The 22,879-nt window shown below is 66.7% G+C and carries 26 protein-coding genes and 1 pseudogene; 16 read left to right on the top strand and 11 right to left on the bottom strand.

Annotation, left to right across the window (positions count from 1 at the left end):
* The 3 genes and pseudogenes from M2351_RS19370 (at position 1) to M2351_RS19360 (ending at position 3,509) form a co-directional block, all read left to right on the top strand.
* A complete protein-coding gene (locus M2351_RS19370) occupies positions 1-1,710 on the top strand; it encodes a Mu transposase C-terminal domain-containing protein (protein ID WP_264657732.1) in 1,710 nt (569 codons plus the stop codon).
* A gap of 83 nt (positions 1,711-1,793) precedes the next feature.
* A pseudogene (locus tag M2351_RS19365) lies at positions 1,794-2,510 on the top strand (ISL3 family transposase); the annotation flags it as partial.
* A gap of 606 nt (positions 2,511-3,116) precedes the next feature.
* The gene (locus M2351_RS19360) at positions 3,117-3,509 is read left to right on the top strand and encodes a reverse transcriptase N-terminal domain-containing protein (RefSeq protein WP_264657731.1); all 393 of its coding nucleotides are present in this window, start codon (positions 3,117-3,119) and stop codon (positions 3,507-3,509) included.
* A 10-nt stretch (positions 3,510-3,519) separates the two neighbouring features.
* Here M2351_RS19360 and M2351_RS19355 read toward each other — a convergent pair whose 3' ends face one another.
* Positions 3,520-3,765 (bottom strand): MerR family transcriptional regulator, encoded by a 246-nt coding sequence (locus M2351_RS19355; RefSeq protein WP_264657730.1) that lies wholly within the window; start codon positions 3,763-3,765, stop codon positions 3,520-3,522.
* Positions 3,766-4,012: 247 nt separating this feature from the next.
* Here M2351_RS19355 and M2351_RS19350 point away from each other — a divergent pair, with 247 nt between their 5' ends.
* Both M2351_RS19350 and M2351_RS19345 read left to right on the top strand, forming a co-directional pair.
* Complete coding sequence (locus M2351_RS19350) at positions 4,013-5,212, top strand: IS256 family transposase (RefSeq protein ID WP_264657729.1); 1,200 nt, start codon at positions 4,013-4,015, stop codon at positions 5,210-5,212.
* 146 nt (positions 5,213-5,358) lie between these two features.
* Entirely contained in the window at positions 5,359-6,033 is a 675-nt protein-coding gene (locus tag M2351_RS19345; RefSeq protein WP_264657728.1) for a zinc ribbon domain-containing protein, read from the top strand.
* Between the two features lie 398 nt (positions 6,034-6,431).
* Here M2351_RS19345 and M2351_RS19340 read toward each other — a convergent pair whose 3' ends face one another.
* Positions 6,432-7,463, bottom strand: coding sequence for an IS110 family RNA-guided transposase (locus M2351_RS19340; RefSeq protein ID WP_264657727.1), 1,032 nt, complete (start codon positions 7,461-7,463; stop codon positions 6,432-6,434).
* Between M2351_RS19340 and M2351_RS19335 the strand changes: the two genes are divergently transcribed.
* Positions 7,462-8,070, top strand: coding sequence for a transposase (locus M2351_RS19335; protein ID WP_264657726.1), 609 nt, complete (start codon positions 7,462-7,464; stop codon positions 8,068-8,070). The two genes, M2351_RS19340 and M2351_RS19335, sit on opposite strands and share 2 nt — an antisense overlap.
* Before the next feature lie 6 nt (positions 8,071-8,076).
* On the opposite strand, the gene M2351_RS19330 is transcribed toward M2351_RS19335, so the two are convergent.
* The gene (locus M2351_RS19330) at positions 8,077-9,108 is read right to left on the bottom strand and encodes an IS701 family transposase (RefSeq protein WP_264657725.1); all 1,032 of its coding nucleotides are present in this window, start codon (positions 9,106-9,108) and stop codon (positions 8,077-8,079) included.
* On the opposite strand from M2351_RS19330, the gene M2351_RS19325 reads away from it, so the two are divergent.
* Together M2351_RS19325 and M2351_RS19320 are read left to right on the top strand one after the other, a co-directional pair.
* Entirely contained in the window at positions 9,107-9,448 is a 342-nt protein-coding gene (locus M2351_RS19325) for a hypothetical protein (protein WP_264657724.1), read from the top strand. The two genes, M2351_RS19330 and M2351_RS19325, sit on opposite strands and share 2 nt — an antisense overlap.
* A gap of 169 nt (positions 9,449-9,617) precedes the next feature.
* Positions 9,618-9,884: a hypothetical protein gene (locus tag M2351_RS19320; protein ID WP_264657723.1), complete on the top strand. Its 267-nt coding sequence runs from the start codon at positions 9,618-9,620 to the stop codon at positions 9,882-9,884.
* Between the two features lie 18 nt (positions 9,885-9,902).
* Here M2351_RS19320 and M2351_RS19315 read toward each other — a convergent pair whose 3' ends face one another.
* Together M2351_RS19315 and M2351_RS19310 are read right to left on the bottom strand one after the other, a co-directional pair.
* Positions 9,903-10,433 (bottom strand): hypothetical protein, encoded by a 531-nt coding sequence (locus M2351_RS19315; RefSeq protein WP_264657722.1) that lies wholly within the window; start codon positions 10,431-10,433, stop codon positions 9,903-9,905.
* A 3-nt stretch (positions 10,434-10,436) separates the two neighbouring features.
* Entirely contained in the window at positions 10,437-11,411 is a 975-nt protein-coding gene (locus tag M2351_RS19310) for a DsbA family protein (RefSeq protein ID WP_264657721.1), read from the bottom strand.
* A 159-nt stretch (positions 11,412-11,570) separates the two neighbouring features.
* Here M2351_RS19310 and M2351_RS19305 point away from each other — a divergent pair, with 159 nt between their 5' ends.
* The 4 genes from M2351_RS19305 (at position 11,571) to M2351_RS19290 (ending at position 15,127) form a co-directional block, all read left to right on the top strand.
* A complete protein-coding gene (locus tag M2351_RS19305) occupies positions 11,571-12,140 on the top strand; it encodes a hypothetical protein (protein WP_264657720.1) in 570 nt (189 codons plus the stop codon).
* Between the two features lie 27 nt (positions 12,141-12,167).
* Positions 12,168-13,775, top strand: a complete 1,608-nt coding sequence (locus tag M2351_RS19300) for a hypothetical protein (RefSeq protein ID WP_264657719.1) — start codon at positions 12,168-12,170, stop codon at positions 13,773-13,775.
* Between the two features lie 181 nt (positions 13,776-13,956).
* Positions 13,957-14,586: a hypothetical protein gene (locus M2351_RS19295; RefSeq protein ID WP_264657718.1), complete on the top strand. Its 630-nt coding sequence runs from the start codon at positions 13,957-13,959 to the stop codon at positions 14,584-14,586.
* A 13-nt stretch (positions 14,587-14,599) separates the two neighbouring features.
* Positions 14,600-15,127 carry a YgjV family protein gene (locus M2351_RS19290; RefSeq protein WP_264657717.1) on the top strand — a complete coding sequence of 176 codons (528 nt, stop codon included), beginning with the start codon at positions 14,600-14,602 and terminating at the stop codon, positions 15,125-15,127.
* On the opposite strand, the gene M2351_RS19285 is transcribed toward M2351_RS19290, so the two are convergent.
* The gene (locus tag M2351_RS19285) at positions 15,109-16,404 is read right to left on the bottom strand and encodes a LysR substrate-binding domain-containing protein (protein WP_264657716.1); all 1,296 of its coding nucleotides are present in this window, start codon (positions 16,402-16,404) and stop codon (positions 15,109-15,111) included. The two genes, M2351_RS19290 and M2351_RS19285, sit on opposite strands and share 19 nt — an antisense overlap.
* Positions 16,405-16,469: 65 nt before the next feature.
* Here M2351_RS19285 and M2351_RS19280 point away from each other — a divergent pair, with 65 nt between their 5' ends.
* Positions 16,470-17,153: a GNAT family N-acetyltransferase gene (locus tag M2351_RS19280; protein WP_264657715.1), complete on the top strand. Its 684-nt coding sequence runs from the start codon at positions 16,470-16,472 to the stop codon at positions 17,151-17,153.
* Positions 17,154-17,602: 449 nt separating this feature from the next.
* Here M2351_RS19280 and M2351_RS19275 read toward each other — a convergent pair whose 3' ends face one another.
* Both M2351_RS19275 and M2351_RS19270 read right to left on the bottom strand, forming a co-directional pair.
* The gene (locus M2351_RS19275) at positions 17,603-18,052 is read right to left on the bottom strand and encodes a hypothetical protein (RefSeq protein ID WP_264657714.1); all 450 of its coding nucleotides are present in this window, start codon (positions 18,050-18,052) and stop codon (positions 17,603-17,605) included.
* A gap of 111 nt (positions 18,053-18,163) precedes the next feature.
* Positions 18,164-18,499 carry a hypothetical protein gene (locus M2351_RS19270; protein WP_264657713.1) on the bottom strand — a complete coding sequence of 112 codons (336 nt, stop codon included), beginning with the start codon at positions 18,497-18,499 and terminating at the stop codon, positions 18,164-18,166.
* Between the two features lie 501 nt (positions 18,500-19,000).
* Here M2351_RS19270 and M2351_RS19265 point away from each other — a divergent pair.
* A complete protein-coding gene (locus tag M2351_RS19265; RefSeq protein WP_264657712.1) occupies positions 19,001-19,327 on the top strand; it encodes a hypothetical protein in 327 nt (108 codons plus the stop codon).
* An 87-nt stretch (positions 19,328-19,414) separates the two neighbouring features.
* Here the strand turns inward: M2351_RS19265 and M2351_RS19260 are convergent, their stop codons facing one another.
* From M2351_RS19260 to M2351_RS19250, 3 genes are all read right to left on the bottom strand, one after another.
* Positions 19,415-19,627, bottom strand: coding sequence for a hypothetical protein (locus M2351_RS19260; protein WP_264657711.1), 213 nt, complete (start codon positions 19,625-19,627; stop codon positions 19,415-19,417).
* 259 nt (positions 19,628-19,886) lie between these two features.
* Positions 19,887-20,174, bottom strand: coding sequence for an HU family DNA-binding protein (locus tag M2351_RS19255; RefSeq protein ID WP_264657710.1), 288 nt, complete (start codon positions 20,172-20,174; stop codon positions 19,887-19,889).
* Between the two features lie 360 nt (positions 20,175-20,534).
* The gene (locus tag M2351_RS19250; protein WP_264657709.1) at positions 20,535-21,143 is read right to left on the bottom strand and encodes a DUF2934 domain-containing protein; all 609 of its coding nucleotides are present in this window, start codon (positions 21,141-21,143) and stop codon (positions 20,535-20,537) included.
* Between the two features lie 384 nt (positions 21,144-21,527).
* Here M2351_RS19250 and M2351_RS19245 point away from each other — a divergent pair, with 384 nt between their 5' ends.
* Both M2351_RS19245 and M2351_RS19240 read left to right on the top strand, forming a co-directional pair.
* Positions 21,528-21,983, top strand: coding sequence for a MucR family transcriptional regulator (locus M2351_RS19245; RefSeq protein ID WP_264657708.1), 456 nt, complete (start codon positions 21,528-21,530; stop codon positions 21,981-21,983).
* Between the two features lie 463 nt (positions 21,984-22,446).
* Positions 22,447-22,842 carry a hypothetical protein gene (locus M2351_RS19240; RefSeq protein WP_264657707.1) on the top strand — a complete coding sequence of 132 codons (396 nt, stop codon included), beginning with the start codon at positions 22,447-22,449 and terminating at the stop codon, positions 22,840-22,842.
* Positions 22,843-22,879: the final 37 nt, after the last annotated feature.

The raw sequence follows: 22,879 nt of genomic DNA, 5'->3' as shown, positions 1-22,879 counted from the left end.
GTGCAGAGCCATCCACGCGGGGACCAACCGCTGACGGGCGTGCCGGACGAGGTCTGGGAGATCGCCCGAGAGCGTGAACGCGTGATCCGGCGGCTGGTCCTGGAGCCCCCCGCCTACGGTGCCCGCAGCGAAGTGATGGCCGCAGCAGCGGCCGAACTGGGGCTCAGTCCCCACCATCTCTATCGGCTGCTCAAAGCCTACGAAGCCGATCCGCGAACCCGGTCACTGGTGCCGAAAACGCCCGGTCCACAGGCCGGCGCCCGCCGGCTCGCTCTCCGCGTCGAAACGATCATCGAGGAAGAGATCCAGAGCCGTTACCTGGACCGGCTCAAACCGAAGAAATCCCTGCTGGTGAAGGACATTCACGCCCGTTGCACGGCGGAAGGGCTGAGCAAACCAGCGCGCGAGACCGTCAAGGCGCGACTGGCGGCCATCAGCAAGCGTGAGCAGACCAAGCGTCGCCACGGCCCCAAGAAGGCGCGCGAGGACTTCGACCCGATCCTCGGATCGCTGGAGGCCGAGCGCGCCCTGGAGATCGTCCAGATCGACCACACCCCGACCGACGTGATGGGAGTGGAGCCGGACACGCTGGAGGTCATCGGGCGCCCGTTCATCACCTTGGCGGTCGATGTCCGAACCCGGATGTACTGCGGTTTCCACCTGACCTTCGATCCCCCGAGCGCATCCAGCGTGGCGGCCTGCGTCGCCCACGCGGTGATGGACAAGAGCGAGTGGCTGTCGGCGCGCGGCCTTCCGGCCAAATGGCCGGTTGCGGGCCTATGCGAGGTCATCCACGTCGACAACGGCAAGGAGTTCCACTCCAAGGCGTTCACCCGGGCCTGCGAGGATTACGGCATTGAGGTGCGGTACCGGCCACCGGGAACGCCGCACATGGGCGGACATGTCGAACGGCGGATCGGCCACCTCATGCAGGAACTCCACCTGCTGCCAGGCACTACCTTCTCCAACATCAAGGAGCGGGGCATCTACGATCCGGCCGGCAACGCCTGCCTCACCATCGCCGAGATCGAGTGGCTGGTGGCCAGCATCATCCTGGAGCATCACGCCAGCTTCCACGAAGGCATCGGCACGGCACCGCTCGCCAAATGGACCGCCGACACGGAGGGGCGGACCTTCCGCACCCCGGCCGACCTGCGGACGTTCCACCGCGACTTCCTGCCGTTCGAGGAACGGAAGGTCCAGCAGGACGGCATCCACCTCTTCAACGTCCTCTACTGGCACGACGCGCTGACGCCCTTCCTTCACAACAACGCGTGGGTGACGGTCCACTACGATCCGGCCAACCTGTCCAAGGTCTTCGTCCGGGGCGTGTCGGGGGACTATCTGGAGGTGCCCTACCGAAACCTGCGCCGTTCGGCCATTTCCAAGTGGGAGCTGAAGGCGGCCACCCGCGCGCTGCGCCGGCAGGGACGAGCCGGCGTCGACGAGGCGATGATCTTCGAGATGGTGCTGGCGCGGCGCAAGCTGGTCGACGAGGCCCGCGGCCGCAGCCGGCGGGCGCGGCTGGAGCACGCCCGTGGCGCCCGGCCGGGATCGGGACCGACGCTGCCGGCCCCCGACACCACGCGGACGATCGACGCGGAGTTCCAGGTTATCACCGAGGACGCCGACGATGTTCCTCTCGATCTGCCTGACTGTGCTATCGAAATCCGGGTTCTTGAAAGTTTCATGTGGCCAAGCGCCGGTTGAATGCGACAATGCCTTCAACCTTCAGCGTGTAGCGTCGTGGTTGCGCGGAGAGTGGCCATAGAGAAGCCAATGTTTTCTCCAGTATGGAACCACTATTGACCCCGTCGCTTCACGCTTTCGGTTTCCCGTCCACCTTGCAGATCCTCGACCGGATCGATCCCGACCTTCCGCGCATCACGCTGCGCACCCAGACGACCGCGTCCGCGGCATCTTGTCCGGCCTGCGGCACGCTGTCCCATCGGGTCCACGGCACCTACTGGCGGCGCCTCGGCGATCTGGCGTGCTTCGGACGGCCGGTGTTTCTCCTCGTTCGGGTCCGCCGCTTCCGGTGCGGCGCGCCCGCCTGTCCCCAGCGGACCTTCAGCGAACCGCTGCCGGCGGTCGCCCCGCCCCGCGCGCGCCAGACGGAACGGTTGCGGGTCGTGCACCGGAGCATCGGCTTGGCCCTTGGCGGCAATCCCGGAGCCCGCCACGCCGCCGCTATGGGCGTGCCGATCAGCCGCACGACGCTGCTGCGCCGCATCCGCGCCGGCGCCGCGAGGCCGGTCCCGGCGGTGACGGTGCTCGGGGTGGACGACTGGGCCTGGCGCAAGGGCCAGCGGTACGGCACGATCCTGTGCGACCTCGAACGCCGGCGGGTCATCGACCTGCTGCCGGACCGCGCCGCCGACACGCTGGCGGCGTGGCTGACCGCTCACCCCAGCGTGTCCGTCGTGGTGCGCGACCGGGCCGGGGCCTACGCCGACGGCGCGGCCCGCGGCGCCCCCAAAGCCTTCCAGATCGCCGACCGCTGGCGTGTGACCTGAGGGGTGTCGGGAAACACACCTTCCCGACAGCCCGCAAGGTTTGATGTTGGAGTGTCCTATGAAGGAACCTTGTCCACCCAAGTGCTGCTACCTGGACAGGCGAAGGAGCGATCCAACGTGTGAAGCTCTGGGGACAACGGCCACAATCTGGGAGCACCGATCCGGAGGCGGCCCAGCAGAGGATGGAAGGCTGAACGCATGTGAACGCCCGTCGTCAAGGTCCGTCATCGGCAACCGGCCAAAGGTGCTGACAGGCCGACGCCAAAACGGTACGCGGGTCGGATCGTCGGTTGCCAGCCCCGACGACGGTGGCAGGAAACCCCGCCGGACTATAGGGCGCAGCCTCCCCATCCGCTTCTCCACATCAGACAACAGGGTAAGCCCTATTCACCCCGTCCGCCGCGAGCTGATGGTATGCCGTCCGCAAGGGAGGAAACGGTGGAGAGGGTAGAGGAAAGGCGGAGAAAGCGAAGGCCATCCAGTAATGGGATGGATAGGGCCTCGGTGACGAGGGAATCCCCAGCCTGAAAGGGCGCAGACTTCCGCCATGGTCTCAACGGTCGAACCCCTTGGGGTGCTTGGAATTGCCGGAGACGTTGGATGGTGCAAACCGAACAGACCGGTGAACGACAACCGACACCGACGTGGTCCGCCATCGATTGGACCGCGACGGAAGCGGTCGTGAAGCGCCTTCAAGAACGGATCTACCGTGCCGCGGCGGCCGGGAAGGGACGGCAGGTGAAGAACCTGCAGAAGCTCCTGGTCCGCTCGACATCCGCGAAACGGTTGGCGGTCCGCCGGGTCACCCAGCAGAACGCCGGCCACAAAACTCCCGGCATCGACGGCGTGGTGTGCAGGACGCCGGAGAGTCGGATGAGGTTGAGCAACGATCTGAGCCTCAAGGGCTATCGCCCGCAACCGGTCCGCCGGGTCTACATTCCGAAGGCGGACGGGCGCAGGCGGCCCTTGGGCATTCCAATAGTGACGACATAATGCACCTCCATCAGGATGGATTTGGGGAGTTGGTGGACGCCGGCCGCTTGACGGTGGCGGCCCGTTGGCGCAAGGCGGCGTCGGTGGTGGCGTCCAGGGTGATGGCATAGGGGCAGCCCGGCCTGCGGCGATGCGCCGGCACGAGCCCATGCTCGATCCAGTAGTACACGACGCCGGCACTGACGCCGTAGCGCCGGCTGACCTCCTTGACCGTCAGCGTGTCGGGCGGCGGTGGCGGCAGCGGGATTCGGTGCACGTAGCGGATCCACTGAATCATGGCCCCGGTGAGGGGTTTGCCGGTGGCGCTGCTCAGCCCCTCCTGGGTGAGCCGGTCGGTGATCGCGATCGCGTCCCACCGCGTGGTGTCTGAGGCGTGAGGCTGGCCCGCCGGAGCGCTCCCCCATAGCTGGCGCAGGCGGGCCGGCCGTTCGGGAGCGGCGGTCACCGTGTTCTTCGGCTAAGTTGAGGTTGCTTAACGACCATCAACCAAGACGGAGACCACGATGACCGAGGACAGGATCGCTCTTCAGGAGCTGATTGGGAAGAGCGCCGATGCCGACTTTCTGCGCGAGATGGTCGGCTTCGCCGCCCAGCGCCTGATGGAGCTGGAGGTGGAGAGCCTGTGCGGCGCCGGGTATGGCGAACGCAGCGAGGACCGCCAGACCAAGCGCAACGGCTACCGGGAGCGGACCTGGGAGACGCGCGCCGGGGCCATCGACCTGCGCATCCCCAAGCTGCGGCGCGGCTCCTACTTCCCGGCCTTCCTGGAGCCGCGCCGCACCGCGGAGAAGGCGCTAATCGCGGTGATTCAGGAGGCCTACGTGCAGGGCATCTCGACGCGCAACGTCGATGATCTGGTCAAGGCGATGGGCATGACCGGCATCTCCAAGAGCCAGGTCAGCCGCCTGTGCCAGGACATCGACGAGCGCGTGCAGGCGTTCCTGAACCGGCCGCTGGAAGGCGACTGGCCCTTTGTGTGGCTGGATGCGACCTACGTGAAAGTGCGCCAGGACGGCCGCATCGTCTCGCTCGCCGCCATACTGGCCATCGGCGTCAACAGCGATGGCCGGCGCGAGGTGCTGGGGCTCGGCCTCGGGCTGTCGGAAGCCGAGACCTTCTGGACCGATTTCCTGCGCACCCTCACCCGCCGGGGCCTACGCGGCGTAAAGCTGGTGATCGCCGATGCGCATCTCGGGCTGAAGGCCGCCGCTTCCAAGGTGCTGGGCGCCACACTTCAACGCTGTCGTGTTCATTGCATGAGGAATCTCCTCGCCTGCGTCGGCAAGGCGCACCAGACGATGGTCGTGGCCACCATTCGCACCGCCTTTGCCCAGGAGACCGCTGAGGCGGCGCATGAGCAGTGGCGCCGGGTGGCCGACAGCCTGCGGCCGCGCTTTTCCAAGCTGGCGGCGCTGATGGACGAGGCGGAGTTCGACGTGCTGGCCTACATGAAGTACCCCAAGGACCTGCGCACCAAATTGCACAGCACGAATCCTCTGGAGCGGCTGAATGGCGAGATCAAGCGGCGCACCAACGTCGTCGGCATCTTCCCTGGCGAAGGGGCGGTTGTGCGCCTCGTCGGCGCCTTGCTGCTGGAGCAGCATGATGAATGGGCGGTGGCCCGGCGCTACATGACCATGGAAAGCCTGGCCGAGCTGTGCCACCCTCACACCCCTGATCCGCTGTCCATCGCAGCGGAGTAGACCGGCGGCCTCAACCCGCCGAAGAGCACAGAGGCCCCCTCAGACACCACGCCTCGGGGCACGATCCGCCGCGTGGTCATGACCTGGAGAACGGGGTCATTGTTCTGCGCGACCGCCTGCCGGCTTACATCAGCTGGGAGCGCTACATGGCGAACCTGGAGCAAATGGCGGCCAATCGCAGCGACCATCGGGGCATTCCCCGCCATGGGCCGGGACTGCTGTCCGGGCTGCTCGCCTGCGGGCGCTGTGGCCATCGCATGTTCACCCACCACAACCACAACGGGCGCGGCCTCCGCTACGTGTGCGGTGCGGAGAGCGCTTGCTACGGGGTACCAATCTGCCAAGCGCTGGCGGGGGACGCGCTCGATGCGCACGTCACCGAGCTGGTCTTGCGAGCGCTCACCCCGGCGGCTTTGGACACCAGCCTTCAGCTGGCGGAGGATTTGGAACTGGAACGAGCGGACCAGCACCGCCAGTGGCGCCTGCGCCTGGAGCGGGCCCATTACGAGGCCGATCGGGCGTCCCGGATGTATGCCGCGGTGGAACCGGAGAACCGCTTGGTCGCCCGGACGCTGGAGCGGCAATGGGAAGAGGCGTTGGCAACCGAACAGCGTCTGACGGCGGACTATGAGAGCTTCCAGCGCCGTGCCCCACGGCGCCTGACCGCCGCCGAGCAGGACGCCATCCGGCGCTTGGCCGCGGATATTCCCGCCCTCTGGCGGGCCCCAACGACGACCGTAGTGGAGCGCCAGGAATTGGTGCGCCTGGTGCTGGAGCGCATTGTGGTGACCGTCGCCGGTACGACCGAAGTGGTTGTCTAATCGCGGGCCAAGGATCAAGCACTTTCCCAATGTGGGTTTTCATTTCACTGTGCCAGGTCGTCCAGGTAGTCCACAGGCCCGCCTCGCACCTCCATCAATGACGGGGCGGGCCTGTGGACCCACCTGGGCGACCGTTCCAGACGACGAGGCTCGTTGATGTCGCAGTCCGTTCCGAGGACCAAGACCACTGCCGGATCCATGGTTGTCTCCGCGGTCGGCAGGTGCCGCCGCATGATGGCGTGAGGAGCGCAGCCTCCCAATGTCACTGACGCAGTGATCGCGGGCGGGATGCCCCAGCGATCTTGCATCCACATAGACGGGATGGCTGCCGCTTCGTCCCGGCAGGGACCTCGCTCCGCGGCGGGCGGAACCCTTTCGACCTCGCGTTCAAACGTGGTTCAGGCGGCCACCTCCTGGCCCGCCCAGCGAAACTCGCTGCCGTCCACCCAAAGCCGATGCATCAGCACCGCCAGTTTCCTAGCCACCGCGACCTTGGCCTTCTTCAGGCCGATGCGTTTGGCCAGGCGAACGCCCCAGGCCTTGAGAGCGCACCATTTCTCCACCCGGGTCAGCAGGGTTCCCGCGGCTTCGAACAGATAACCGCGCGTCAGCTTGTCGCCGGCCTTCGAGATCCGCCCCGCCCAGTCCACTTCGCCCGACTGGTACTGCCGCGGGGTCAGGCCCAAGTAGGCGCCCACGCTTGAAGACTTGGCGAACCGCGCGGGATCATCGATCACCGTGGTGAAGCTCAGCGCGGTGATCGGCCCGATCCCTGGGATGGTCATCAAGCGCCGACAGACCAGGTTGTCCCGCGCCTGGCGCAGAACCGTCCGGTCAAGCACCTCGATCTGCTCGGTGAGGCGTTGCCAGACGGCCAGCAGCGCCTCGGTGACGACCGCCACACCGGCCTGACCGGTGGTCAACTCCCGAACCCGTGCGGGCAGCGCCGCCCCGCCGACCTTGCCCAGGATCAGGCCGAAGGTCTTCAGGATGCCGCGCATCTGGTTGACGACGTCCCGGCGCATGGCCACCAGCTGGGTGCGGGCCATCAACTGGGCGCGCGCGAGATGGCTGTCCAGGCTCTTGACCTCGACTGCGCGAAACCAGCCGGTGCGGACGACCTGGGCCAAGCCATGGGCGTCGTTGGCATCGGTTTTGTTGATCTGCAACGATAACGCCGCCTTGACTTGCCGAGCATCGAGGCAAACCACCGGCAGGCCCAGGTCGCGCAGAGCGTGCCAATGCCAGGTCGACAGAGGGCCGCTCTCCAGACCAATGCGAACCGCCTGAGGGGCGTGGCGGCGCAGCGTTTCCGCAATGGCCTCCGGGGTCGAGGCGCATTTCCCCTTCCACACCGCCTTGCCGGCTTCCGTCACAACGCACACCGAGGTCTCGTTCAGCGACACGTCCAACCCGACAAACTGCTCCATGGCGGCTCTCCTTGCAGTGCCTTTCCTTGAAGCGGGTAACGCAGAACTCACCGCTTTGGTTGGAAGCCCCACGCGTCCGCGATTACCCCATGTCACTGTCGAGTGCCATTGGGCCGGCGGCTCCCGGACGCGAACCGAGATCCGCCGGCCCCTGGCCCGTCTGAACCAACTCAGCGACTATGACGCGCTGCTGACTCGGGTCGCGGAACTGCGCCGAGCCGGCTGTATTCAACGCGTCATCGCAGCCAAGCTGAATGAGGAAGGCTGGCGCTCGGCTCGCCACCGCCCCGGCTGCACGCGTGGAATGGTCAGTGATCTGCTGCGCCGACAAGGTCTGGTCGCTCGCCGCCAGCTGGCTCCCGCCGACCATATCGAGCGTCAGGAGAACGAGATGACCATCCTGGAACTGGCCGAGCGCCTGGGCATGCCCCATCAAACGCTGTTCGCCTGGGTCCGGCAAGGAAAAGTCCAAGGACGGTTGAGCACCGTTTCCAGTTATCGGATATGGCTGCTCAAGGTCGATGACGCCGAACTCGACCGTTTGAAAAAGCTCCGTGAATGCTCGCGGCCTTCCGGCCGCTCCCCTCGTCAAATCCGTGACACTTGAGAGGCATCATGGCTGGTCGATCTCGACGCGCCACCTTTGGACGAACCAGCCGAGGATCGCCAGCGGGTCGGCGGCGGGATCGGTGCTCAGAAACGCCTGCGGCGGTTTCTCACCCTCGCCATCGCGCACCAGCACCCAGCGGATCGCCACCTGACGGCCGGGGTGGCGCCAGATAGCCGTGCCCGAGGCGAGGTCGAGCCGCCGTTCGCTCTGGCCGTACCAGCCACGCAGCGTCACCCGCTGCCACACGGTCGCTGGATCAACCAGCCGCTCGTTCAGCGTGGGCAGCCGCGCCCCCTTCACCCGCGGTCGCCCCAGGGTCCGCGCGGTGCGCGCCGGGGCCGGCTCGTACAGCCCGGCATCCAGGCGCAAGCGGGTGATCACGGTGAGGTGCGCGGCGACGGCGCGCAACAGCTCGATGGCCGAAAAGCTGCTGTCGGCCACCGCGATCACGGTCCGGCCGGGCAGCCAGCGCGCGGTCTGCAGCAGCGCCTGCCGTGCCCAATCGGTCAGCGGCTTGTGCCGCCGGCCCTGGCTCTGCGTGGCGCGTTCGGAAGGCGCCAGCACGCTCAGGAACGGCAGGGCCCAGACGGCGCCGGCCCAGGGCACGGGGGCGAGCAGCATGACACACAGCCAGCGCAGGCCGCTGACCTTGACGAAGTGGCCGTGGCTGGAGCGCACCGGATCGCGGTAAATACCGCGCATGGCGATCCGTTTGCCCCAGCGACGCTCGATGGTGTCGTCGAGGGCGATGACCACCGGCCCGTGCGGCACCAGAGCGCTGACGAGGAGGTGCAGCAGCACGCGTGCGACGCGCCGGGCCGACCAGCGGGCGGTGCTCAGGACACGGTGATAGATGGCGAAGCCGGCGGCCTGCTCCAGGCCCATGACGCGCAGCGCGCCCGCGACGGTGCGCCGGCCGGGGCACAGCACAGCCCCGGCGACCAGCACCTGGACGTGGTGCCAGTTCGCGGCGGAAAAGCAGCCGATGAAGGGCCAAAGCCACTGGACCAAAGGGCGCGGGACCGTGTTGACCATGAAGGCGCTCCGAGGGATGGCGCCACGGCGACCCGTGCCGGGGGAGGAGATCACGACGGCCGCCAAAAGCGACGCGCTGCGCGAGTGCATCGCGGCCTTCGCCTTTCCGCACGGCGGGGTCGAGGTGGTGCGCGCCAATCGCGGCTACACGCTCTACAGCCGCCGAACCGGCGGGCCGGTGGCTCGCCTACGCCCGACCGGACGCGACGATACGGTTCAGGTGCTCTGGTGGCGTCGCGATGCCTGGGCCGCTCCCGGCGACTTCGGGCCCGTCATCATGCCGCTCGACCAGGCGCTCGACTTCATCGCGACGGAGGGCTTCTTCTGGATCAACGCCTGATCTCAAGCGCTCACAACGTGCAAAGACCAGCTTAGGCAGCGTTGCCAATTTTGGGCATCGGCCAGTGCGCTCCGCGCCTGTGAAAGGCGCGGGAAAGCGATGCCTTTCTCCGGCGCGCGGCGCTTTGGCGTCCCGGTAGGATGCCAGGCACAAAGCGAGAGAGGTCCCCATGCTCAACATGATTATAAGAACGTTTCTCTTCGCGTTCTTCCTCCAACTCGTGCGATCGCCCGTGATCATGATGATAATCGGGATCGGCATCGGCATGTATTTCGAGCACAGCAAGCCCGGCACCACCGCGGTGGCGCTGCACTGGGCTTCGGGCCAAGTCGGCGAGGCCATCGACGTGCTCAACCCGTTCGCTGGCTTGCTGGGCGAAACGGTCGCTTCGCCGCCCGCGCCCCGGTGGGACAATGGAGGATACGCGCTGCGGTGAGGGCGAGCTGGTCCCCGTTCAAGGGGACCGCAACGCCCTGTCATAGCGCGCCCGGTCCTCTGAAGCGGCCGGGTAGTATTGGCGCCGGCAGAGGTCGATCACCTCCTGAACCGGCATCGGCTCGCACACACACGCAGGGGGATCGCCCGTTGCCGCCATGTATGCGATGTAACTGGCGAGTTTGCCCACGACCTTGTTGTTGTAGAACTTGGCGGGCAGGGTCGCTTTCACGATCTCGCCTGCGACGGGAGCGAAGTTGGGGTTGGAAGCAAACGGCGTGTTGGTCACTTCTTCGTAAAAGAGGCATTCGTCGCCCTGGTACCGGGTGCGAACCTCCGCTGTCAGGGGCGACATGGCGACGGTAAATTCGGTGGTGCTGACGCTGCTCGCCAGGACCCGCAGGATCAACGTCAGATCGCCCGTGTCGACCGCTGCGCGCTGGGTCGCCGCCTCGGTGCTCTTCCACGAATTCTGCCGGGGCGTCGCGCTGGCGGAGCCCGCAGCCGCCGCCAGCATGATGCCGGCGGCGAGCGTACGACCAAGCGCCATGCGTCACCCCTTGCTGCGCACCTGAGCGATGGCCTGCTGGAGATCGGCCGCCGGAACAGCACCGGGGAACGTGCGGTCTGCTCCCTCGACATAAAGGAACGGCGTCCCGTTGATCCGTAGGCTCTGGCCGAGATTGAAGTCGTTGGTGACTTGGCTGGCGATCTCAGGCGAGGTCATGTCCTGCTTCAGCCGCTCCAAATCGAGTCCGAGCGTGGCGGCCAGGTCCTGGATGGCTTTCTCGTCGATTTGCGGAAGCTTGTAGAGCTCCCGGTGGAACGCGAGGAATTTGCCCTGCCGGTCGGCGGCGCGGGCGGCTTGGGCGGCGAGACGCGACGTGGGGGCGAGGATCGGCAGATCGCGGTAGACGACCTGAAGATCGGGGTTCGCCTGCATCAGCTCCTCGACCACCGGGTCCATCTGCTTGCAATAGCGGCAGTTGTAGTCGGCGAAAACCACCAGCCGAACCTTGGCCGCGGTGTCGGGGGCCCCCGCTTTCAGGGCGCCCTTGCGGAAGATGTCGTCGGCCCGGGCGGCGAAATCGGCCGTCTTCGGTTGGGAGGCCTGCTGCTTCTCGGCGAGGTGCTTGTTCACACTGTCGAAGATGAAGCCGGCATTGTCCGCCACCCACTGACGCATCCGGGCATCGAACTGCCCCTGGTCGAGCGGGGCGGCCGACGGCGTGACAGGAGGCGCCTGAGGCGACGGGACCACGCGGGCGCCCGTCACGCCGGCCTGGGCCGCCGCGTCATCAGCGGAAAGCTTTTGTGCGGAGACGAGGGCTTTGGCGATGGGAGACGTGCCAGCATCGGCCACGGCGCGCGACAGGCGCTCGTTCTCGCTGGTGAGATGCGCGTTCCGCTCCGTCAACCGCTCGATGCGGTTCAGCAGCGTGTCCACCACGGTCTCGTCCGCGGCGAAAGCCGGGGCCGCGGCGCTGAGGGCGAGGGCAATGGGTAGCATGAGCACAAGGCGTTTCACGGATCGTCTCCCGCTGGAAATTGCTGGGCGAGAGTAGAGCGGGACGGACCACATCGCCGCGCCTTCGAAAGACGCCGAAAACCGGTGTCTTTCTCTATCGAAACCAAGCGGCTGATGCTGCTAGGCCGATGGGTCAGGATTTGCTGCTGGAGTTCAGCCATGCCGCGCCCGTTTCCCGTCTTTGCGCTCATTCTGATCGGCGCTCTCCACGGTACTCCGGCCGCGAGCCAACCCCCTTTGGACGTGTCGCTGGCACAGCTTTGCGATGGTCCGGCCGGGACCGCGATCAAGGATATGGCGTCCGACCGGACGGCGGGGTTCGTGGTTGAGGTGCTGCTGATCGACGCTGCCAATCGTGTGGTCGAACAAGTGCCATTTGTGGCCCTTCCAGGGATGACGGTGACGTCGCAGGCCATCCAGAAACGTGACGTATCCGTGGACGGTAAGGACGGGGTGGTGATGGTTCCGGTTTGCGCCGGCAGTGCCATTGGGGTCCGGCTGACACCCCAAGCCGCGGGACACGCCGTTGTGGAGCTTGTGATCGAGGCATCCGCCCTGAAGCGGCAGGACGTTGGGTCTGACCAGCGTCGGCCGACGAAGGCGCCGGAGCCGGAAATCGTTCGCATCGAAGAAGCGCTGCGCATGAAAGAGGGCGAGCGGCTGGATCTGAAGGTGGGCGGCAACGGGCCGGTTCGGCGCGTCGGTGTCACCTACGGTCGGACCCGCTGAACGGCCTCGGAAGGAAAGGACGGCGAGATGCCGAAGCGGCTGTTCTCGGCCTTGACCGCGAAGCTGGGTGCGGATCGCGCTCGACCGGTCGATGCGCCATCGACCGCGCGCGGTACGAATGGCTGCGCGCTGCCGTCGCCGTCGCCCATCGAGCAAGCCGTCTCTCTGCTGTCGGACCAAGACACGCGCACGATTGAACGGGTGGTGAGAGACATTGAAATCCAGCGCATACTGGCGTGGGAGCCTGAGTGGCTGGCCGACACGAATTTGGACATCATGCTTGCGGCGCTGCAACCGCTGCTGGTCGACGAGGGCCAGCCACGGCTGCACACGCTGTCGCGTCTGGCGCTGATGCCAGTCGAACCCCTGTTCCACAGCGCGGACGATGTGCGCCCGTGGTCGGTGCCGCGAACGTGGCTGCGGCCGGTGTGGGTGTTGGCGCGTCGCCGGGAGCCGGGTCGCCTTGCGGAACTGGCCGATCGCTACGCCAACCTTGTCCTGGCCTCGGAGGGCTGCCCAGAGCCGGCAGCGGTTTCCCAAATCGCCATGCAGGCGCAAGCGGCCATGAGTGCCTTGCTCGCCGACATGGCGCAGGACGGCGCTTTCCTCGCGACGAACGCCGACGTGATGCGCGGCGTCGCGTGGGGGCGGAACAACGACCATGCTGAGCGGCTGGCCGATCTGCTGACCCGGCTCCGGAGTGCCTACGCCACCCGAGACCGAGCGGGGCGCTCCATTGCCAACACGGTGGGGTGGGTCACGCTGGCCCTCGAACGGCGGCATTGGCGCGAAGCGCCGGAGCTGGACCATGCTCTGTTCGAAATCGGCCAAGCCGTCACCAAACTGAAAGGGGAAACGCCCGCGGCGGATCTGGCGCGGTCGCCGGCAGCCGCGTTCTTCGTGCTGCTCGGGCGTTCGGCGCCGCATCCCTGGCTGCTGGTCGACGTCATCCGACGCCGCACCCGCATGGAGCTGAGAGACCCGCGTCCAAACGACACACGCACCACCGCTGACATGGCCGCTCTGGTCGAGGATCTGATTGGAAGCCTCGAAAACCGAGCGGCCCACATCGAGCGCCAGCTGAACATTGCCCGGGCCGACGAGCAGAGCGCGATGCAGGCGCTGTTCTCGACCGCGGAGGCGACGGTTGACCTGTCCAGGAACATTCGCGGAATAGAAGGCGCCGGCTTCCTGAAGCCCCAGGGGGACATGCAACGGCGCCTGGACGCCATCCGGTTCCGGATAGAGCCGCGGGTCAGGGAGGTGCTCATCCCTTTGCTGGGGGCGCTGGCATCCGGCCCGCTGCACAGGGCGGGAAGCGCTCTTGATGCTGATCGGGCGGTTCGCGCTGCTGCCGCGTTGCGGGATTTTTCCGAAGGGAGTGATGGCCTGCAATGTCGAGGATCCGTGCAGCGTGTGCGCGGCAAACTGCTCGACGCGATCCAGAGCGAGATCGACAACGCCGCCGCCTTGGTGCGGCTCGGAGGCACGCCGAAGGAAGACCGCCATGATGCCGCCTTGGCGGTGGCGAGTGCCCTGGCGCCGGAGGTGGCGGCCAGTCTCAGGAGGCGGCTGGGCACCGCCATGCAAGCGCGCCTTCGGCCTCAGGCCAACCCCTCTATGGCGGCGGAATGAAGGGTCCGTTGGGTGCCGCCAAGCGCCGCACCCGGTCGTCGTGCCTTTCCAAATCCGCGTCGGAGATTTCCGTTTTTGAGGAATTCCCGCCCGGCGAGCGATGCCATACGGTGGCATGGCGTCGCTTGATTGTGTCCGACATGAACGCGCCGAGACTTCCAGACCAGAAGGGCAGCCGAAGATGACCATCATCCAACCGTACATGGTTCGACCCTCGTCACCGGATGTGAAGCCCTTTTCGGAGCGGTCCACCGAGCGGTCCAATTATCTGGGAATCTCCATCAGCATCCCGCGGATCACGCCGAAGCCGCGCAAGCTGCGCGTCCTCGGCAACGAGGTTTCGGTCCGTATGGAGCAGGAGCTGTGGGAAGATTTCGAGCGCATCAGCGCCACAATCAAGGCCTCGCCAAGCCATCTTGCTCGCCGGATCCTGGTACGGGCCGCCGGTGTCTATGGCCCTACCTTCGCCCTGCGCGAGTTCATTTTGCGCTATTGGCGTTCGGCAGCCGAGATGCCCAATATGAACGCGGACGCTCGGATCCGGGCGGTGCTGTGGCACCTGGGCAACCCGCCGCAAAACCATTTCGATGGGCTGGTTCTCCGGATGCAGGATGCCTTGGCTCCGGTGCTCACCGATGGCCGGGTCAAAATGATTGCGACGGTGTCGCGCGTCGATCTGTGTGATTTCGCGGCGCGGGTGCGGGAGGCCTGGGGAAGCACCGCGCCGTGGGCGGCGAGCGAAGATTACGTTGCGGGATGCGCGCTCGAGGCGCTTATCCCCCATCAAGCGACAGGCACACGTGTTAACTGATCGTTTTGCCTCTATGTCGCCGGCGGACACCGTCGGCGCGGTCGCCTTTGCTTTGGTCGCGCTGTGGCCGTTGTTGAAGGGGCGACGGGCGATGCTGCTCGGCCAAGCGGTCAGCGCCCTCGCGTTCGGTGTGCATTACCTGCTGTTGAGAGCGCACACCGGCGCCGCGATGACCGCTCTATCGCTGGTGCAGGGATTGGCCGTATTGCCGGCCGGCCGATCGGGCTGGCGGACCGTGGTGTTCGCTGCCACCGTGCCCGCCATGCTCACCTTGGTGGGCGTGACATGGCACGGCTGGTCATCACTGTGCGCCGCGGTTGGGTTGCTTCTGTCCACCGCCGGCCGCTGGCACGGCACCGCGCTCGGCTTGCGGTTGGGCTTTCTCGGTTCCGGCGTGGCGTGGATCTGCCACGACGTGATCACCGGCAGCCCGTACGGCCTGGCGGCCGATGTTCTCTGTATGGCGACACTCGTCATCGGCGCCGTACGCGAATCCCGGCACTCCCGCAAGCTGGCGTCCGCTCAACGAAGCCCGGCCTGAGTCATGATCGCTATGGTTTCCTCGATAACGGCGCGGTACCGGGCGATGTGCCGCAGATGCTCGTGGTAGACGAGCCAGAAGGGTGCGGTGGCGGCGCAGGGCAGGTCGACCAGGGCGAGCGTGTCGTGCTGATCGAGGACCCCGCTGGGCTGGAGAGAAATGCCATGGCCCGCCACCGTAGCCGCCAGCAACGACATCGACAGATCGGTCTCCAAACGCACGCGGGGTGAGCCTCGGCAGATGCGGCCCCAGCGCGCGAAGTCGGGGTCATCGCTGTGTTCGGTGTAATAGCTGTGGGTGAGCAGCCAGTGGTCGCTCGCCAGCTCGTCCCAACTCCACGGCGTGCCGTGCCGGGCCAGATAGCTGCGTGAGGCCACCGGGCGGAAGTCGATCCGCCCGAGCGGCATGCGGATGAGCGCCTTGGCCTGCGGCTCGCTGTAGCCGATCCAGAGATCGGCTTCGCCGTTGGCCAGGTCGGGCTGGTGTGGGCGGTATTGCAGCTGCACGCCAAGGCCGGGGAACCGCTCGTACAGGCGCTCCAGGCGCGGCGTGACCCAGAACGCGCCCAGGCCATCCGTCGTGGCGATGCGCACCAGGCCTTCGGGCCGCTGGTTGAGCCCGGCGAGGCTCCGGTTGGCGTCGGCAACCGCCGCTTCCATGACGAGAGCGGCGGTGTGCAGAGCGTCCCCGGCCGGAGTCAAGTGGATGGCGCCGCGCGACCGTGTGCTGAGCGCCAAGCCAAGCGCGTGCTCAAGGCTGTAGAGGTGACGCCGGGCCGTCTCAAAGCTCATTCCGGCCTCGGCGGCGGCCCGGACGAACGTGCCGGTGCGGGCATAAGCCAGGAAGATGCGCAACCCGTCCCACTGCCCGTTGAGCGTGGGGGCTGGCGTCTGGGGCTGACGGCCGGCGCCGCGAAGCGCCGTCACGGTCTGAAGGGCGGTCGCGGCGGCATCGTCCATCGTCTCCGCGGTGTTCAAGAGCGAGTGTCCGGCGGGCGTGGGCTTCAGGCCGGTGGACGAGCGGGTGAACAGCTGGGCGCTGAGCGCCGATTCCAGCGCACCGATCTGACGGTGAACCGACGACAGAGGCTCATCCAGGGCCTTGGCGCCGCGCAGCAGTGCACCTTCCCGAGCCACGGCGAGAAAGACCCGCATCAAATCCCAATGGCGGTCGAGGGGCGATGCTGACGCGGAGAGTTGGCCGGACAGGAGCATCTTTCCAGTTTTAAGTAGATTGTTTTCCAAAATCAAGTATTTCGCACACCGCAGCAATGCCATACCGTAGTATGGCATTCGACGCCGGGCGCGGCACAAAAAACAGGCACAGCGAAGGAGAACCGATCATGTCTGTCATCCAGAAGACCACGCGTGATACTGACGAAGTGTTCGAGACGTCTGTGGCTGCGCCCGCTCAAGCTTTTCAGCCCGGTCCTGTTGTTGTGGATATTGTACGAACTCACGACGAATTTATTCAGGCTCTCACCATGCGCGCCTTGAGCTTTCTCGGCGAGCAGGAGTCCCCTTGGGGCGAAGAGTTCGACAACGAATTTTCGTGCACGCACGTTCTGTGCAAAGTCGCGGGTGAACCGGCTGGCGCCCTGCGGATCCGCTGGTTCGCGAATTTCGCCAAGATCGAGCGTCTGAGCGTGCGCTCCGAGTTCCGCACCGGCGGCAAGGCCGGCGCGCGGCACATCGCCGACGCGCTGGCGGGCTTCGCGGTCGAGCTCATCCGCCGCAAGGGCTACCGGCAGATGGTTGGGCACGCGCAGAAGCGCCTCTACCCGTTCTGGAAGCGTCACGGTTACCAGGCGACCGGTGAGGAGATCGTCTACGCCGATCACACCTACGTGCTGATGGTTGGCCACCTGGAGCCGCACCCGCAGGCGATCGGCGTTGACGCCGACCCAATGGTGGTCATCCGCCCCGAGGGTCGTTGGGACGAGCCGGGCCCGTTCGATCTCTCGATGATGCGGCCGGCCACCTGCCCGCACCGCGACCGTCGCCCGCGCGAAGCACGCGCGGCCTGAGCATCGCACCCTTGTCGTCTCGGCCGCGAGCGCGCCAAGCGCTCCCGGCCGAAGGGGCTTGCGGCGATCGGCGAATCATCGGCCCGGAGGGAGGTAACGACACCGCCTACAGGCTGATCGGGATTGGAAGCTGCCAAAAATCAGGGGCGGCGCGACGGCCGACGCCTGAAACTCACGACCGCCCAATGCCGCGAGATCGTTGGGATGGTGGCGTCGGGGAAGAAGTCCGCCGCCGAGGTTTCCCGGCGCTTCGGCGTCCATCCCGCCGCGGCCAGCCGCTTGCTCTCCTGGGCCCGCCGCTTAGCGAACGATCCTGAACAAGTTCTGCGATGAGGCCCCTATGGTCGCGTGCTGGCCGGCATATAGGTGCCCGAAGGGGATCGCGCATGGTTCCGGCGCTGCCTCGACGACCTGGGCTATCCGTACTGGGACGAGACCAACAATCCCGCTTATCGGCTGCTTTTGGCGGGCACGCGTTGCGGTCGGAGCTGCTCTTCGGTCCACGACAGGCTGACGGGACGCAGGCGGGCCAGGATCGCGTCCTGGACGCTCGCGCCCGGCTGGCAGCAGCGGGTTGCCGCCGCGGTGATCGCGGCCAACCGTTCAGCCGTCGGAGCGCCACTGGCACTGGCAACCAGTTTCTCGACCAGGGCAAGCCGGTACGTGTCGGGCAGCGCCTCGTCCGCCGGCCATGGCGCGCCGAGACGGTAGATGCTGCCCGAGCGCGTGATTGCCGTGCCGCGGTCCTCGGCCAACTGCACGACGGGCGAGGTGACCACGACGGCCCCGACCGGCGTTCGCGGACGCCCAGTAACGCGGCCAATCAGGACCGCGTGGGCGGCGGTTTGGACCAGCCGCCAGCGGTCGAGCCTGGGAGCGTTCATCGCCAGATCATCCAAGTCATCACCGCCACGCATGTTTGCCACCGCCGCGCAAACGGCGGCTCGACGTTGTCATGGTCGGACGGCTACCGCGGCGCAAGGAAAAAGAGGGCCGCCCTGGCGACCTGGTCAGGTGCGGTCAGGTGATTGGTCGCGTCGGAGCAGTGCTGGGGACCTTGATCTGCGGCGATCATCGCCGATTTCCCAGTCGGCTCGGCCGGGCGGCCCTTGGCTGCCGACATCGTGACGCCCGCCGTGAGCGGGCATGTTCCACCCTGAGTTGGGCCCGGCGACGAACCATCTCACACGTGGGTCGCGATCAACCACGTCGAACACGTCCGCCAAGGTCATTCCGAGCACTTCGGCCACGTCTCCCGCCGTCAACTCCCCGGAGTTCGGGTTGGCATGATGCGCGAGAATGTAGGCGGCAACCACGTCCGGTGAGGGCTTGTTGTGCTGGCCCATGGCGGAACGACCTCGGAGCGTTGGAGCAACACGTGCTTCATAGTAGGCGAGTGCGTGCCTCAATTGCACTTTTTAAGCGCATGCGATGGTGCGAGTCAGTTCCTCGGCCCTGCGTGTATGCGAACCGGTTGCTGGCCGACCAACGGGTCGGGCGGTCCCGCGGTCTGGCAGGCCTGGGAGCGGCCGCCCTGTCCCGCTGATCGGATGCATCCGGAGCCGCAGGTGCAATGCTCAGCCTCCCCCGGCAGGCGAACTCGCCATTGCCATTGATGATGAGCAAACCAATGCCGATCACCGCGATGGAAAGCAGCGGCAGGGGACGAGATGAAACGCGAGCGCGAACCCGGTATAGGGTCACCGGGGTCTTGTGCCTGCCGGGGAATGGGCACGCTCGGATCGCGCTTCCTTGACGCGCCAAGACCGGACGTGTGGGCTCCGTCACAGCGGCGGCGGGGAGTAGCACGCAGGATTGTGGTGTCCGCACCACCAGGAGCCGTCGCCATGAGCGTCATCCCGTTTGCTCGCACCCGGTTCACCCCGGCCGACATCGCGGCCTTCAACGAGATCGCGCTGCCGCGCCTGGCAAGCGGCCACTGGAGCGCGGTTGCGCGCCACTCCGGCGACTGGGGCGACCGCATCGCGATCATGGTCGCCGGTCGCCCGGCGCCCCTTTTCACGTTCGAGCGCGACAAGGCCGGCCGCTATGCCCTGTACTTTCATGACCGGGATGGGGCGGTGCGCATCGGCACCGCCGACAGCGCGGGTGCGTGCCTGGCGATTTGGTCCAGCACATCCCGTCGCCGCACCACATCCAGGGGAGCGGCCTGAGGCGGAGGACGGCGAGCGGTTCCTGTGTGGCGCGGGCTCAGGACATGGACAGACGCCCCCAAGCGGTAAGGAATGGGGCGAACCCGATCAGGCGTTCGGCGCCAGGCGATCCTGCTCCAGAGCCTCGCGGATCAACTCCATTTCGATGTCGGCCGCTTCCAAGCGGTCATGTAGGATCTTGGCCGTATGGGGAGCCTCGGCGACCGCCGTCAGGTAGGCCGCGCTGAGCCGGAGCAGCGCGCTTTCCAAGCGGTGCAAGCGCATCTCGTAGGCGTTCCGCTGAGCGGCTGACAAGCCCATGGCGCAACTCCGATCCCTCACCTGGCGCACGCGGTCGCGCAAGATTGCAGCCGGTTCTTCAACAAACGACCGTGTTCTCAGGTTCCAGCACGGTCGCTGCGCGGGGAGGCGCGGTTCACGGCGAACGCCGGAGGCTGCATGGTTGGACCGGTCCGCCCGTGAGCTACCGGTGTCTCTCGGCGCGCGAGCGTGCCCCCTGGACACAGCGAAGCGGGGGCAGCCTTCCGACTGCCCGCGCCGTCCGCTCAGCGGAAAACGGTCACGCCGCCTTGCCGGTGTTGATGGCGTCCTTGAGGGCCTTACCGGCCGAGAACTTCGGGGCCTTGGAGGCCGCAATCTTAATCTCAGCGCCGGTCTGCGGGTTGCGGCCGGTGCGCTCGCCGCGTTCGGCGATCTCGAACTGGCCGAAGCCGGGCAGCTTCACCGTCTCGCCCTTGATGAGCGCGTCCTGCAAGCTGTCGATCACCGCGTCCAGCGCCTTGCCGGCGTCCGCCTTGCTGCCACCCAGCTTGGCGGCGACGGCGTCGATGAGGTCGGACTTGGTCATTTCTTGTCTCCCCGTTCGTGGCGGACCCCCAGCGTTCCCCCAGGGATTCCCGAAGCCTTTGAGGTAACTGGTCAGCGACTCCACGCGCAAGGGCTTTCGCTTGGCGTGGCGGTATTCTCCGGTTCGGCGGGGCACGATCACGCGAGCGTCCACCTGACCTTCCGGCCTCACAGCCGGGTGAAGGCCGTGGAACTGGGTGGCGGCGGACTGACGGTGCAGCGTGTGCACGATAACTCCGGGATCAACGCCGCCGTCGATCAAGGAGCGGCCTGAGCTGGCTTGGCGACCAGGTCGATGTCCACAATCGCCGACCGGAACGCGCGGCCGCCTTGCAGCACCGAGTGTTCCGGTCGGCGGCGATCAATGGACGCTCGCGGACGAGCGGCGCTTTCCGGTGGTGCGGCGCGCGGTAACAGCCGGCGTTGCCGGTGAGGATGGGCCGGTCGTTTTGGCCGCGCCCGCTGTCTTCCGCTTCGGGGCTCGCTCAACGTTGGCTGGAGCAGCGGCCTTCTCAATGTCGGTTGGCGACCACGCCGCCTTGCCGCGTTTAGCTGGCGTGTCGGTCTTCGTCGCGGACGCCGGTGTCCGTCGTGTTTTTTTGTTGGGCTGAACGATCGACTCCACGGCGTCCGACACGGTTTCCACTCCGGCGGTGACTGCGTCGCTCACCGTCTCGGCGACCATCCGCCCCATCTGGCGAGCGGCGTCTGTGAGCGTGCTCTCCGAGGTCTTCGCCTTGCGTGAACGCCGCGGCGTGTCGGGCGGAGCGGCGGCCGGGGCCGGCGCTGCCGCTTTGCGACGGCGCTTTGCCACCGGGGCGCTTCGCGCCGCGTCGGCGGCCTGTTCCTCCGCTTCGATCTCCCGGCACGCCTGGATCCAATGCACCTCCGCCATGCCCTCCGGGCGGCCGTCGCGTTCCCAAATGCTGTGCGCCCGCTCCCGAATGCGCGCGTCGCGGTCTTTTGCCATGTCTGCCTCGGTCCTGTTAGCGCCATTTCACTGCCTGAAATGTGGAACGCGACATGAAAAAGAAAGATCCTCATTGTACTTACCCTCACGGGCGGGAGGCCCGGACCACTAAGAATGCGTCCGGCTGCAGCTTTGGTCACTCTGTCAGGGCCGTTGTTGTGATGCGATCCGGTGAGCAATGCGGGCGGCGGATGATCTTCTGGGGCGCATCATCTCAAGTCATCAGGCCTTCGATGATCCGGTGTCGTCGCACCATTCCAAGTCCGGGCAGCCGTGGGGTTGTTTGGCTACACGAAAGCCCATATGAAAGGCATTGAATTCTGCCGAATGGAACCACGACCCCGCAGCAAAAAGGGTCTGTCACTCAAGATTGGGAGCGTTTGGATGGAGCGTGAAAAGTTGGTCGCGTTGACCGCCGAGATCGTCGCGTCCTATGTCAGCGCCAACCGGGTCGCCTCCACGGATATTCCGCTGGTGGTCACGGAGGTGTTCAACGCTCTGGGCGGCACCGGCCAGCCGAAGGTCGAGGCGGTGAAACAGGAACCGGCGGTGCCGGTCAAGAAGTCGGTGACGCCGGACTACATCGTCTGCCTGGAAGACGGCAAGAAGATGAAGATGCTCAAGCGCTATCTGCGCACCACCTACAACATGTCGCCCGAGGAGTATCGGGCCAAATGGAGCCTGCCGCCCGACTACCCGATGACCGCGCCCAACTACACCGCCAAGCGCAGCGAATTCGCTAAGCAGTTCGGCCTTGGAACCAAGAGGCGCGGCACGGCCGTGGAGGCGGCGCCGAGTGAACCGGCTCCCACGAAGAGCCGGCGCAAGAAGGTCGCCTGATCACCGGCCTCCGGCACGGCGGCTAGCTGCAACGGGCAAGCCGCCGTGCACGTGCCGGCATTGGCGTGGCGGCGACTTCTCCCCTCGCACCGCAGGCATCCAGCGGAGCCGCGCAACCCGACGCGAGGCCCCGGTCCGGTATTGCTATGGCACCAGGCTTGCGCTGGATGGCAGGCGGGTGTGGATGGTGGTGATCGTCCACGGCACACTGACAACGGGGAGGGCGACCCACCGCTCGATCTGGAGGTCTTCATCGCGGACGACGCGCGTTCCGCTACGAAGGACGCTGGAGATGGTTTGCGAGCGTTCATGAGGCATTTGCCCGGCATGGCGCTTGGCGCCCCCCTTGGATCCGAGCGGCCACACTTCATCCGTTTGGGAGCCACGGTCGGGGATTCCCCTGGGACTCGACCTGCGCTAGACTCGGGGCTGGTTTCTCCGCCACCCACCACATCTGGCCCGCATGGTTCCCAGTCCTCAGCCCCACGCCACGCCGATCGCGCCATCCGCCCCCCGGGTCTGCGAGCACTGCGGGCGTCCCCATGGTCACGCACTGCGCTGCCTGCCCGACGGGCGCTGGCTCTCGCCCGACGGCCTCTGGGTCGGCCCCGACGGCGCGCCGGCCCCTTGGCCCGACGTGGTGGAGTACACCCGCGTGCGGACGTCGCGCAGTGTCGTCGGCCTGTATCGGCGCCGCGCCGAGGCGGCGGTGGCCGTAATGACCGAACTGGAACGGCATCGGCTCTGCCGGCGTTGTCACCTGGTCACCGGGCGCGAGGAGCACCGACGCGTCGCGCGCATGCGGGCGCTGATGCGCTTCGCCCTCGGTGATCTGTTCGAAGGCACTTACCGTCTCTGAGACACCGACTGGCCCCCTCGAGAAAGAGCCACCACCC

This window comes from Azospirillum canadense (assembly GCF_025961225.1).
In the GTDB taxonomy this organism is placed as follows: domain Bacteria; phylum Pseudomonadota; class Alphaproteobacteria; order Azospirillales; family Azospirillaceae; genus Azospirillum; species Azospirillum canadense.
The sequence above is the reverse complement of the archived record's forward strand: the minus strand, read 5'-3'. Positions and strand labels throughout refer to the sequence as shown.